The 13,755-nt window shown below is 46.1% G+C and carries 10 protein-coding genes; 9 read left to right on the top strand and 1 reads right to left on the bottom strand.

The features are described 5' to 3' along the window. Window positions 1-164 precede the first annotated feature (164 nt). Window positions 165-959 carry an inositol monophosphatase family protein gene (locus tag HMPREF3050_RS08410; RefSeq protein WP_036492236.1) on the bottom strand — a complete coding sequence of 265 codons (795 nt, stop codon included), beginning with the start codon at window positions 957-959 and terminating at the stop codon, window positions 165-167. Between the two features lie 76 nt (window positions 960-1,035). Between HMPREF3050_RS08410 and HMPREF3050_RS08405 the strand changes: the two genes are divergently transcribed. From HMPREF3050_RS08405 to HMPREF3050_RS08365, 9 genes are all read left to right on the top strand, one after another. Further along, entirely contained in the window at window positions 1,036-1,761 is a 726-nt protein-coding gene (locus HMPREF3050_RS08405) for a 16S rRNA (uracil(1498)-N(3))-methyltransferase (protein ID WP_070774436.1), read from the top strand. Between the two features lie 198 nt (window positions 1,762-1,959). After that, a complete protein-coding gene (locus HMPREF3050_RS08400) occupies window positions 1,960-2,922 on the top strand; it encodes a beta-ketoacyl-ACP synthase III (protein WP_060975293.1) in 963 nt (320 codons plus the stop codon). A gap of 458 nt (window positions 2,923-3,380) precedes the next feature. Continuing rightward, the gene (locus HMPREF3050_RS08395) at window positions 3,381-4,670 is read left to right on the top strand and encodes a DUF1294 domain-containing protein (RefSeq protein WP_070774435.1); all 1,290 of its coding nucleotides are present in this window, start codon (window positions 3,381-3,383) and stop codon (window positions 4,668-4,670) included. A 19-nt stretch (window positions 4,671-4,689) separates the two neighbouring features. Then, window positions 4,690-5,616 (top strand): ACP S-malonyltransferase, encoded by a 927-nt coding sequence (fabD, locus tag HMPREF3050_RS08390; RefSeq protein ID WP_070774434.1) that lies wholly within the window; start codon window positions 4,690-4,692, stop codon window positions 5,614-5,616. 302 nt (window positions 5,617-5,918) lie between these two features. Then, a complete protein-coding gene (gene msbA, locus HMPREF3050_RS08385) occupies window positions 5,919-7,772 on the top strand; it encodes a lipid A export permease/ATP-binding protein MsbA (RefSeq protein ID WP_070774433.1) in 1,854 nt (617 codons plus the stop codon). A 112-nt stretch (window positions 7,773-7,884) separates the two neighbouring features. Beyond that, window positions 7,885-9,009: a glycosyltransferase family 2 protein gene (locus HMPREF3050_RS08380; RefSeq protein WP_070774432.1), complete on the top strand. Its 1,125-nt coding sequence runs from the start codon at window positions 7,885-7,887 to the stop codon at window positions 9,007-9,009. Between the two features lie 30 nt (window positions 9,010-9,039). Next, entirely contained in the window at window positions 9,040-11,100 is a 2,061-nt protein-coding gene (locus HMPREF3050_RS08375) for a glycosyltransferase (RefSeq protein WP_168166264.1), read from the top strand. A gap of 214 nt (window positions 11,101-11,314) precedes the next feature. Then, window positions 11,315-12,286 (top strand): WaaS/CpsH family glycosyltransferase, encoded by a 972-nt coding sequence (locus HMPREF3050_RS08370; protein WP_070774430.1) that lies wholly within the window; start codon window positions 11,315-11,317, stop codon window positions 12,284-12,286. Window positions 12,287-12,404: 118 nt separating this feature from the next. Next, the gene (locus HMPREF3050_RS08365) at window positions 12,405-13,469 is read left to right on the top strand and encodes a WaaS/CpsH family glycosyltransferase (protein WP_070774429.1); all 1,065 of its coding nucleotides are present in this window, start codon (window positions 12,405-12,407) and stop codon (window positions 13,467-13,469) included. Window positions 13,470-13,755: the final 286 nt, after the last annotated feature.

Below are 13,755 nucleotides of genomic sequence, written 5' to 3'. Positions count from 1 at the left end.
CCGTACTGGTTTAAAGTTAATCCACTATAAAAATAACGGAAGGTCTGCTCATCAGTTTGATTGCTTCAAAATGGGTGGGGTGATGTCAAAAAGGTCGTCTGAAAAACCTTTTCATATTTTCTATCGTTGTTTTGTTCAATTAATGCTTTTTTGTTAAAACGGGTTTATTGGTTCTCCCGTATCCATTTTTCCCAACGCTCGAACAGGGCGGGTTGCAGGGCGGCGATGACGGAGCGTTTGAAAACGTGTTCGCCGCTCCAGAAGTCGTCGCCTTCCAAAGTGGACAGGTTGCCGCCTGCTTCTTCGAAAATCAGCGCACCGGCGGCGTAGTCCCACAGTTTTTGCCCACCGTGGACGTAAACGTCGTAGCGTCCGCTGGCGAGGTAGCACCAGTCGAGTGTGCTGCTGCCCATGCTGCGGATGGTGCCGAAGGGGGCGAGCGTGCTCATGCGGCTGGTGAGTTTACCGGAGCGCAGGTATTTGATTTCGACGCCTGCGATGGCTTCGCTGAGTTTTTTATCGACGGTGCGCAGGGGCAGTGGTGTGCCGTTAAGGTATGCGCCTTTGCCGCGTTCGGCGTAGAAGCATTCGCCGCTGACGGGGTTGTAGATGATGCCGAGCTCGGCGCGGCCGTTTTTGACGAAGGCGACGGAAACGGCGAAATGAGGCAGTCCGTTGACGAAGTTGTTGGTGCCGTCTATGGGGTCGACGACCCATAGCCCGTCGGTATGCGCGTGTAGTTTCCAGAGGGTGGTTTGTTCCTGCACGCTCATTTCTTCGCCGAGCATGGGGCTGTCGATCAACAAGGGCAGGGCGGCGGCGAAGGCGGTTTGGGCGGCGAGGTCGGCTTCGCTGAGCATGGAGCCGTCTTCTTTGCGGTGCGACGGGGTATTCAGGAAGCGCGGCATGACTTCGGTTTGCGCGATGTGCCGGACGACTTTTTGCAATCGGTGTAACACTTTTTGTCCTTGTTTTTGCGGTTGGGGTGCGAAATCGTATAATCGCGTTATTATATCCGTTTTCACTTGAAGAACCATGTCCAGATTTTATCTGCCTGATGCTTTATATGCGGGGCAAGTCGTTGAACTGCCTGATAATGTTGTGCGTCATTTGAATGTTTTGCGCGTGCGCTGCGGGGAGGAGGTCGTTTTGTTTAACGGCAACGGCAAGGCGTATCCTGCGCGCTTGGATGTTTTGGAGAAACGCCGTGCCTGTGCGGAAGTGTTGCGCGAGGAGGAGAAGGACAACGAGTCGCCGCTGAAAATCACGCTGGTGCAGTCGGTATCGAGCGGCGAACGTATGGATTTTACTTTGCAGAAAAGCGTGGAACTGGGCGTGGTTGCGATTCAGCCGGTGATCAGCGAACGCTGCGTCGTGCGCCTGAGCGGCGAGCGGGCGGATAAACGGGTGGCGCGTTGGCAGGAAATTGTGGTGTCTGCCTGCGAACAAAGCGGCAGGAATATCGTGCCGGAGGTATGCCCGCTACTGCCTTACCGCGAGGTTTTGAAACAGATGTCGTCTGAAACGACCAAGCTGTTGATGAGTTTGAACTGTGCCCAAAGTTTGCGTGCCGTCAAGCCGTTTTCAGACGACCTGATTTTTATGGTCGGGCCGGAAGGCGGCTGGACGGACGAGGAGGAGCGGTTGGCGTTTGAGGCGGGATTTCAGTCGGTAACGCTGGGCAAGCGGGTGTTGCGGACGGAAACCGCTTCGCTTGCAGCGATTGCGGCGATGCAGACGCTTTGGGGGGATTTTGTGTAACCGGGTCGTCTGAAAACGGGATGGGAAACGTAAATCCCTAGATGGTTTGAAAAGTAAATTTCATTGAAATCATGGGTTTATATTTGTTTTTCAAGCCATTGCCCGCTTTACCTGTTTTACGCCTTCGCGGCGTTGGGCAATTCATCCGTTTTCGCTTACAATAGCCGATTATCCGAATCAACGCTCAAAGGCCTTCACATGCAATACGCCAAAATTTTAGGTACCGGCAGCTATCTTCCCGCCAACCGCGTCAGCAACGACGATTTGGCGAAAAAAGTTGATACGTCCGACGAGTGGATTACCGCCCGTACCGGCATCAAGTTCCGCCATATTGCAGACGAAGGCGAAAAAACCAGCGACCTCGCCGCCGAAGCATCGCGCCGCGCGCTGGTTGCTGCCGGTGTCGCTGCCGATGAAATCGATTTGATTATCGTGGCGACCGCCACCCCCGATATGCAGTTCCCATCCACCGCGACCATCGTCCAACAAAAACTTGGCATAGCAAACGGCTGCCCCGCATTTGATGTACAGGCGGTCTGCGCGGGCTTTATGTACGCCCTGTCCACCGCCAACGCCTACATCAAAAGCGGTATGGCGAAAAAGGCTTTGGTCATCGGCGCAGAAACGTTCAGCCGCATCGTGGATTGGAACGACCGCACGACCTGCGTTTTGTTCGGTGACGGCGCAGGCGCAGTAGTGTTGGGCGCATCCGACGAAGCGGGCATCATCCACAGCAAACTCAAAGCCGACGGCAACTACCTCGACCTGCTCAACGTACCCGGTCAAATCGCCAATGGACAAGTTTGCGGCTCGCCCTACATTACGATGGACGGACCGGGCGTGTTCAAATTCGCGGTCAAAATGCTCGCAAAAATCGCCGACGAAGTCATCAGCGAGGCAGGTTATACCCCCGATCAAATCGACTGGCTCGTGCCGCACCAAGCCAATAAACGCATCATCGACTCAACTGCCAAACACTTGGGTCTGGACATGGAAAAAGTCATCCTGACCGTACAGGAACACGGCAACACATCCGCCGCGTCCATCCCGCTCGCGCTGGATGTCGGCATTCAAAACGGTCAAATCAAGCGCGGACAAAACCTGCTGCTCGAAGGCATAGGCGGCGGATTCGCGTGGGGCGCGGTGTTGGTGAAATACTGACTTTTTGTTTGTTTGAAAAACTTAAGAGGTCGTCTGAAACTGCGTTGGTGCGGTTTCAGACGACCTTTTTGATAGGAAATCCGGGATTCGTATTTTGAGGGATAGGGTTAGTTGTTTAAAGTGGATCCTCTAAATCAGGACAAGGCGACGAAGCCGCAGACAGTACAGATAGTACGGCAAGGCGAGGCGAGGCAATGCCGTACTGGTTTAAAGTTAATCCACTATAAAGTGTAGAAGATTCAGGGCGGTAGTTGAAAAGTATGCTAGGCAGAGGGGGAAGGGCGCTGTCTCTGTTGAGCATTGAAAAAAGGTCGTCTGAAAATGTGTCGTTGCTTCAAACCGACACCGTTTCAGACGACCTTTTATTTATTATGGTTAAAATCCACATGGATTATGATAAATTGGTATAATTTCAAAACTGATTATCCAATACATTTTTTCCTTAATATAAAAATAAAATGAACCATAATAAACATTACGGGACAATCGCCCATTGGTTCGGGGAAATGAGCCGCGGCTCCATTATTTGCGACGAATCTTCGCAACGCATCTTTGCCAACCGCCAATCCCTCCACCCCGATTATCAAGAACCTGAAACCGGACACCGTGTCAGCTTTCAAATAGAAACGGAAAACAACCGCGCCGTCGCAAGGGATGTCGAGCGCGTCAATCCGGGTTATAAAAACAATGACAGCGCGGTCATTACGCTGACCGACTGGGATTGGTCGAAGAATGGTGGTTATGGAATGGACGTTTCAAATGAAGGGCAGCCGGTGTTTGTGCTGGGACAGTTTCTTGCCGACCAAACCCGTACACCTAGGGCGGGTGACCGCCTTGAAGGCACGCTCCGTCGCCATCCCAATGGACAATGGCTGCTGGTCAATGCCGTTATCCGCAGTACGCCTGAGTCCGAACCCGAGCCTGAATCGATACACGCTGCGCCCGCCCAAAAAGCGCAAGGTCAAACCGTACACTTTTTCCGTCCGGAGCACGGTCCTAAAGTTGAAGTCAAAATCGAGCAGCCGTTGGTTGCCGAAACCCGTTATCCCGCTCCGAAATCCGCCCCAAAGAATCTGTTGCCGCCCAATCAGGTCATGAGCGGTACGATTACTACATGGGATGATGCCAAAGGCTACGGCTTTATCCGTTTCGGTGACGAATCCCAAAATATTTTCTTCCATATCAGCGCGTACCATTACAATACCTGCCGTCCGCAAACAGGGCAGCGCGTCAGTTTCTACTGCAACCGCCCGATAGAAGGCAACCGCCAACAAGCCGTCAAGGTTGTCCGGCTTGGCGACGAAGCATTCCTGTTTGACGAATTGCCACCCGACTACAACAGGCTCAATATCGATATGCAGGCACTCCTGATCAACAGCGTCATCGCCGTCGTTTTCCTGACCGTTGTCGCCGTGCTTTCCAATAAACTGTTTTTCATTTACGTCCTTATCAGTATCGCCGCCTTCATCCTCTATCAACAGGACAAGCAGACGGCGATGGAGTCCGCGCGCAAAATCAGACGTAAAAACGAATACCAAAACCGTATCCCAGAAAACAAACTGCACGCATTCAGCCTGCTGGGCGGCTGGCCCGGCGCATTGGTTGCGCGCGCCGCGTTCCGACATAAAACCAAGAAAGTCCCTTTTGTTCAGATTTTCTGGCTGACAGTGGCAATAAATGTTGCCATTACCTATGCCCTGCTGATACATTACGCCGATAATCCTCTGACGAATTTTCTGAAAAACTAAACTGAAACAAAGGAATATCATGTCTTTTGCATTTTTCTTCCCCGGTCAGGGTTCGCAAAGCCTCAATATGATGGACGGCTTCTCAGGACAATCGGTCGTAAAAAACACCTTCGACGAAGCTTCTGCCGTCTTGGGTCAAGATTTGTGGGCGATGATTAACGGTACGGACGCCGACCTCATCGGGCAGACCGTGAACACACAACCCATTATGTTAGCTGCCGGAGTTGCCGTTTACCGTGCTTATTTGGAAGCGGGCGGCAAAACGCCAGCCGTCGTTGCCGGCCACAGCCTCGGCGAATACACTGCACTCGTCGCCGCCGGCGCATTGGATTTTGCGGATGCAGTCAAACTCGTCCGCCTGCGCGCCGAACTGATGCAGTCTGCCGTGCCGCAGGGCGTAGGTGCGATGGCGGCGATCCTCGGCTTGGAAGACGAACAGGTTAAAGCCATTTGTGCAGAAGCCGCGCAAGGCGAAGTGGTCGAAGCCGTCAACTTCAATTCGCCCGGACAAGTTGTGATCGCGGGTAATGCCGCCGCCGTCGAGCGTGCCATGAACGCCGCCAAAGAAGCGGGAGCCAAACGTGCGCTGCCGCTGCCTGTATCCGTTCCTTCGCATTGCAGCCTGATGAAGCCTGCTGCAGAAAAACTTGCCGAAGCGCTCAAAACCGTCGAAATCAGACAGCCGCAAATCCGCGTCATCCATAATGCCGATGTTGCCGCTTACGACGATGCAGAGAAAATCAAAGACGCGCTTGTCCGCCAGCTTTACAGCCCTGTACGCTGGACGGAAACCGTCAACGCACTCGTTGAAGAAGGCATTGTCGAATCCGCCGAATGCGGACCGGGCAAAGTGTTGGCAGGTTTGGCAAAACGCATCAACAAAGAAGCCGTGTGCAGCGCTTTGACCAATTCTGAACAAGTCGCTGCCTTTATCGAAGCGCATTAAACTTGCCGCCTTTTGTGTTTCAGACGACCTTTCTTAATGAAAGGTCGTTTTTTAATGCCTGTCGGTTGTGTTCGCATAGGGAGGTGCAGACAGCAGGAGGGTGTTTCTTATTCCAATCCACTATCAATTTATTTTGAACATTTAAGGTCGTCTGAAAAAACTTTACAGAAATAAAAATCGTTATTCATTTAAAAACAGCAATTTCGTCGCATCGGTAACTTCGTTGCGATATAATTATAGGCTTTACCAATCCGACAGATTGATAAAATATTCAATCTGCATTAATCCGGAACACCGAGCCAATGATAGAAAAACTGACCTTCGGCCTGTTTACCCAAGAAGATTCGCGCAGCTTCATGCGCTTGATGGCTTACATCCGTCCTTATAAAGTCCGCATCATTTTTGCGTTAATTGCTATCTTTGGCGTCGCCGCCACCGAAAGCTATCTTGCCGCCTTTATTGCCCCCTTGGTCAACCAAGGCTTCGCCCCGCCTTCCGCTCCGCCCGAACTCAATACCGCAGGCGGCATCGTCGCCACGCTGCAAAACTGGAAAGACCAATTTACCTACCTGATTTGGGGTACGCCTAACAAAGTCTGGGTTGTACCGATATTTTTTATCTTTTTGGTCATTATTCGAGGCATCAGCCGCTATGTCAGCACATATCTGCTGACTTGGGTTTCCGTCATGGCAATCAGCCATCTGCGCCGCGATATGTTTGCCAAAATGCTGCAACTCTCTTCCAAATTCCATCAGGAAACCCCGTCCGGCACAGTTTTGATGAACATGGTGCAAATGGCGGAATCATCCATCAGCAATGCCAGCAATGTTTTTATCGTACTGACCCGCGATACCATGATTGTCATCGGTTTGGTCTGCGTCCTGCTGTATTTGAACTGGCAGCTCAGCCTGATTGTTGCCCTGATGTTCCCGTTGCTGTCTTTACTGTCCCGCTATTACCGTAACCGTCTGAAAGACATTATTGCCAGCGCGCAGCAAAGTATCGGTACGCTCAATAACGTCGTTAACGAAGTCCACCAAGGACACCGCGTGGTCAAACTCTTCGGCGGTCAGAAGAAAGCGTCTGAACGCTTTGCCGAAGTCAATGACACCATCGTCCGTCTCGGTAAAAAAATCACACAAGCCAGCGCGGCACGTTCTCCGTTCAGCGAACTGATTGCGTCGTTTGCTTTGGCTGTCGTCATCTTTATTGCCCTTTGGCAGAGTCAGCAAGGCTATACCACCATCGGCGAATTTATGGCATTTATCGTTGCCATGCTGCAAATGCTCGGTCCGATTAAAAACTTGGCGAACATCAGCATCCCTATGCAGACCATGTTTATTGCTTCCGATGCGGTTTGTCAGTTCCTTGATACCGAGCCTGAGCAAGACAAGGGTACAAAATATCTGAAAAACGTTTCAGGTCGTCTGAAATTCGAAAACGTCGATGTCCGCTACCACGAAGACGGCAAAAAGGCCTTGGACGGCTTCAATCTCAATATCCGCCAAGGTGAACGCGTTGCTTTGGTCGGACGCTCAGGCAGCGGTAAATCCACAGTCGTCAACCTGCTTCCGCGTTTTGTTGAACCAAGCTCCGGTGCGGTTTATTTGGATGATGCCAACATCGAAGACATCAAACTCGACAATCTGCGCTCCCAATTCGCCCTTGTTTCCCAAGATGTTTTCTTGTTTGACGACACCCTTTTGGAAAACGTCCGTTACAGCCGTCCCGATGCAACTGAAGAAGAAGTATTGGCAGCCCTCAAAGCCGCGAATTTGCAAGACTTGGTTGAAAGCACGCCATACGGCTTGAACCAGCCGATAGGCGCAAACGGCAATCAACTCTCCGGCGGTCAGCGTCAACGTGTCGCCATTGCCCGCGCCATTTTGAAAGATGCTCCCATCCTGCTTTTGGACGAAGCCACCAGCGCGCTGGACAACGAATCCGAACGCCTCGTCCAACAAGCCCTCGAACGCTTGATGGAAAACCGCACCAGCATCATCGTCGCCCACCGCCTGACGACCGTCGAACAAGCTGACCGCATCATCGTTATGGATGAAGGCCATATTGTCGAACAAGGCACACACAGCGAACTGATGGCTCAAAACGGCTATTACTCCATGTTGCGCAATATGCCGAAGCAGGCAGCAGGTTGATTTTCAGACGACCTGTCGGTCAGTTGAAGGACGATTTGCCTAAGAGGTCGTCTGAAAACAATGAGCCGAAAGACAAGGAAGGCTGCCGAACAGACAGAAAGGAACTATCCGCATGAATCATCAAGCCCAGTCCCCCACCGTCTCCGTGATGATCCCTTACTACAACTGTAAGGAATACATTGTAGAAACCATCCAGTCCGTCCTTAGCCAAAGCCATCAGAATTTTGAAATCATCATTGTTGATGACGGCTCCGACCCGGAACATGCCGATTATTTGAGGGAGTTTCTGGCGGACAAGCCCGCCATACGTTACGCCGTACAAAACAATCAAGGCGTTGCCGCCGCCCGAAACCATGCGGCGCGGCTGGCGGGGGGCAAATACTTCCTGTTTCTCGATTCAGACGACCTCATCCTGCCGGATTACATCGAAAAATGCGTCGCGGTTTTGGAAAACAATCCCGACTGCAAGCTGGTGTATCCGTTGGCGGAATATTTCGATGCGCAAGAAGGCTTATGGAATCTGCCGGATTATGACGGTTTGGAAAGCCTGTTGAAGGGGAATCGCATCCCTATCATTTCTATGCATCGTGCCGAGGATTTCGTCTCTTTGGGTGGGTTTGATGAAAACCTGACAACACATGAAGACTGGGATTTTTGGATACGCCTCTTAAGCAACGGCGGAGAAGTCATCCGTATTCCGGAAGTGTTGTTCCGCTACCGCAAACGCCGTGACGGGTCATCGCTGATAGATAAGCTAAATAAAAATCCTGAAATTAATAGATTTAATTGGCAAAAAGTTTGTAATAAACATCAAAGTCTGCTATTAAATAATCAATTGGGATATTTAGATTTGTATAATGAAATAAATAAACTAAAAGAAGGAGCTAAAATGTTGCAGCAAAAAAATGAAGCGAATATAGATAAATTTAATAAATTAGTTCAAGAGAATAAGAATCTCCATTTCCGTATTCAAAAATTACAGAATTATAGTTCTTCATATGTTAATCACACTGCATTATTAATGGAAATTTATAAATCTCCTAGTTATAAAATAATTAGATTATTTAAAAAAATTAACTGGAGGATAAGAAAAAAACCTAAAAAGCAAATCTATTATCCAAATAGTAATATAGACGGTTACTTGGAAGCCATTAAAATATTATCATCCGTAAGTTGGAGTATGTTAGCTCCCCTACATGGTCTCTACAGGATTTTAAAAGGTAAGAGAAATTTTTAATACTAACCAATTAAATATGAAATAATGAAAATGAAAAGAGATAATGTAAAACCTATTCGCCCTAGAACAGAAGATTGGAATAATCTTTCAACTCAAAAAAAGAATCAAGAAGCTGCTGTTGATATTATTATTCCTGTATATGGTGCTCCTGATGATACTTTGCGGTGTATTTATAGTGTATTGAAAACAAAAAACCAAACCCTGTTTAATTTGGTTGTTATTGAAGATGCAGGCCCTGTGCCAGAACTTCGAACTATATTGAGAGATTTAAGTGAAAAATTTTCATTTGAATATTATGAAAATAAAGAAAATAAAGGTTTTGTCTTAACTTGTAATTTTGGTTTTCAAATTCATCCTCAAAGGGATTTAATCTTATTAAATTCAGATACTGAAGTCTTTGATGGCTGGGTAGATACTATAGTTAATTGTGCTATACAAAACCCTAAAGCAGGAACTATAACGGCAATGTCAAATAATGCGACTATTTGTAGTTATCCTCTTTTCTGCGAAGATTTTTCTTATTGCTATGAAATACCTGATTCAGAGTTAAATAAATTATTTTTTAGCGAAAATAAATTTAATACTGTGAAAGCTCCTACGGGAGTTGGATTTTGTATGTACGTCCGTCGAAAATGTTTAAATCAGATTGGATATTTTAATTATGAACTATTTGGGAAAGGTTATGGTGAGGAAAATGATTTATGTATTAGAGCCGAGAAGGCGGGTTGGGATAATTTAATCGCAATGGGACTATTTGTTCGGCATTATGGTAGCAGTTCTTTTAGCAATACTCAAAGATTGGAGCGAGTTGAGAATGCTCTTAAAATTATAAATAATGAGCATCCTAAATATTTGAAGGATGTTGAAAGATTTATAAAAGAAGATCCTATATTTGAATATCGCAATAGAATAGATATAAAAAGGCTAAAAAACTACGTTGACAATAAAAATAAAAAATTAATTTTAAATGTGACTCACTCTCTTGGCGGAGGTACGGAAAAACATGTTCTAGAAATAACAGAAAAACTAATATCTGAAGGATTTTCTGTACTATCTTTGCAGCCTGACATAAAAAATAATGTTCTATTGTCAATAGAAAATAAATATCCCTTGCCTAATTTGAAGTTTAAGTTGGAAAGTGTAGAAGAAATATATGATTTTCTGAATGATATGGAATTAGATTTTATACATATACACCATTTAAAAGGATTTTCCAATAATTTTGTAGACAATTTTTTAGAAGCTGCCATTAAAAGCAATATACCATACTATTTTACACTTCATGATTATTATGCTATTTGCCCAAGAATTAATTTAATTGATGATACTGGTTTATTTTGTGGGGAACCTGATAACGAACAATGTAATATTTGTATTCGGTCATGTAATGATTCAATGGGCCATTCAATTGAACGTTGGAGAGGTTGGTATCAAAAAATTTTAGAAAATGCATATAAAATTTTTGTTCCTGACTTAGATGTTAAATGGAGATTTATGAGATATTTTGACAATATGGACTTTGTGGTTCGACCACACTTTGATTCTTGGCAATATGATGAATCCACTTTCAATAATATTCAAAATACCCACAGTAACTCTAAAATAAAAAGAATAGGTATTATTGGTGCAATAGGGTTACATAAAGGATTTTATATTTTGAAGGAAGTTTCAGAAATTTGTTCTCGGTATGGTTTTAATTTGGAATTTATTGTTATTGGCTATACACAGGATGATATTTCTTTAAAAAATCAGAAAAATGTGAAGATACTTGGGAAATATCAAGATGATAAATTAATAGAAATCATTAATAAAGAACATTTAGATGCTATATGGTTTCCTGCAATATGTCCTGAAACATATTCTTATACACTCAGTGCTTGTCTCATCACAGGATTGCCGATTATTGCTTTTGATTTTGGAGCAATTGGTAGAAGGCTAGCCAGTATAGAAAATTATATTCCTGTTCCTTTAAAATGTATGTTAAATCCAGGTAGTATTATCCAATATTTGTTAAAAGAAAAAGAAATTTTAAAAGGAGAAACAGTTGAATATGTATATTCATCTCTTAAAGAAGATTACTATCAGATTTGATTGTTGAGAAATTGAAGCTTGGTTTGCATATCTTGGCCTTTATATGGTGGAACCTATTTGGTATCTTGGAGGGATTTTAATAATGTTAAAAGTTTAGTAAGGATAATTTATTTAGAATTTGAAAATTTAATAAAAATAATTACTTTATCAGCAGTGCAGTTTTTGGGTATTTAAATTGAATGTTAATAAAACCATCATCCTTGTCGTTCCCTATATGTACGAACTCGACAAGTGCATCGAAAAAAACCTGCGTTTTTTGGGTTTCAACGTCGTCAACCTTTGTTACGACGACAGGGATTCTTTTTATCCCAGTATGGCGAGCAGGGTGAAAAACCTATATTACAAATATGTTGCCAAAGACGGCGACTACAAAAAGGTTTTGAAATATAGCCGCTATCGGGATGACATTGCGCGCAAGCTGGGTTCGTTAAACGGAAAAAAAGCGGATTACGCCTTGTGTATCCGTGCCAACATTTATCCCAAAGAAATCATTACTGCCATTCGTGCGCACAGTGAAATATGCGTCAATTACCAATGGGACGGCATCGGAAGATTCCCCGATATCTTGGAATATTTGGACTATTTTGACCAATGCTGGGTTTTCGACCCGCAAGATATTAAGCAATATCCGGAGTGCGGGTTCAAAGCCACGACCAATTTCTACTTCGATTTTCCTGTCCCAGAATTGCCGTCAAACGGCGGCCTCTACTTCCTCGGCGGCTACGAATTGAGGAGGGAAGGGCAGACTAAGCATTTCATCAGCGAAGCGGAACGCCTCGGGCTGCCTTTGGATTTCCATATTTATTGCAAAGACGACCGCGCCGAAAAAGCCTTCGGCACAAAAGGCATCACTTATCTCGACCGCAGCAGCATCCTTAGTTTTGAAAACAATTTAAGCAAGGTACAAAGCTGCGGGGCAGTGGTCGATTTTGCCCAGTTTGACCATTACGGTTTGTCGTTCCGCATTTTCGATGCCCTGCGGTTCGATAAAAAACTGATTACGACCAACCAAAGCATACGGGATACCGACCTTTATCATCCCGAAAATGTGTTTTTATGGGATGGCGGCAGCTTGGACGAATTGCCTGATTTCTTGGCGCGCCCGTATCAGCCGGTCAGTCCGGATATCAAAGAAAAATATTCGTTTACCCAATGGCTCAACCGTATGCTCGGTATCGGCAATTAATGAAGGCGAACCTGTGTCGCAGCCGTTTTAAGAATTTCATCATTGCCTGATTGTATAGTGGTTTAAAGTTAATCCACTATATTTTCAGACGACCCTTCCTCTTTACCGTACGACGATTATGAAAAAGAAAACCGTTATCTTGGCTATGCCGGAGCTGTTTAAAATCCACGAGCTCATTATTGAGAATCTGGAAAAATGTGGCTTCGACGTACTGTCCCTGACTTACGAAGAAAAAGAATTCAAATATAAAAGCATCTTCCAACGTATGCAGAAAATCTGGTACCGCAACGTCCTCGGACGAATGGATTTCAAGAAACGGGTGATGTTCCGTTTGGTGGAAGAGCGGCTGGAAGCGTTGTTGGAACAATATCCCGAGCAGGCGGATTATTGCTTCATGATTTGGCTGGGCGCGTATCCGAAAGAGTTTATTTCCAAGCTGCGCAACCACGCCAAACTGATGGTCTATTACAACTGGGAAGCGCTGACTTTCCTGAAAGAAGATTTTGAAAATATCGAATTTTTCGACAAATTTTATTTCTTCGATCCGTTTGATCAAAACAAGCTGCCCGAATACGACCATGTATTGCATCCGACCACAAGTTTCTATTTCGACAGCTTCACGCCGTCTGAAAAAACCGAAAACAAAATCCTCTTTATCGGATCGTACGCAGAAGACCGCAACAGTGACATCCGCGCCTTCTGCGACGCCGCACGCGCCATCGGTTTGGATATCGACTTCCGTCTGGCAAGCAAGAAAATTGCCGAAGAGCAAGCCGCACTGGGCATCCCCGAAGTACAGTTCTTCTCGTTTGCCAACGCATTGTCTTACCGCCAGAATTTAGAAGAAGCTGCCAAATCCTCCGTATTGGTCGACTTCCTCAACCGCAAGCATTACGGCTTGTCTTTGCGGATTTTTGAGGCCATTGGTTTGGATAAAAAACTGATTACCACCAATCCGACCATCGTGCATTACGATTTTTACCATCCCGACAATATGTTCTACTGGAACGGCAGCAATCTCGACGAACTCAAAGACTTCCTGACACGACCGTTCGTCCCCATCGCGCCGGAATTGAAACGAAAATACAGCTTCAGCAACTGGATAAACTGCGCATTCGATATCGAGCCGAACATACCGATCGGGCTGCCGCATATCGACAGGGATGCCATTCAACAGATATAGCGGAGAAGCAGATTTGCGGGATAGGCGGTACAAATAAAAGGAAAAATATTCACTGAGTGCTTTGGCACTTTCAAAGTCTATTCACAATAAACGATGCAGCGCGGACGCCGACTGTTCAAACACAGGCGGTTTGTCCGTTAAAAGGCATCTTTCACATCGAGAATGTACGGTTTGCCGTACCTTCTCCCGCTTGCCGTTTCCCGAATCTGAAACCTATCCTGTTTTCAAAGGTCAGTTTGAACAGGGCAACAAGATAGTGGATTAACTTTAAACCAGTACGGCGTTG

This window comes from Neisseria sp. HMSC065D04 (assembly GCF_001815675.1).
Taxonomy (GTDB): domain Bacteria; phylum Pseudomonadota; class Gammaproteobacteria; order Burkholderiales; family Neisseriaceae; genus Neisseria.
The sequence above is the reverse complement of the archived record's forward strand: the minus strand, read 5'-3'. Positions and strand labels throughout refer to the sequence as shown.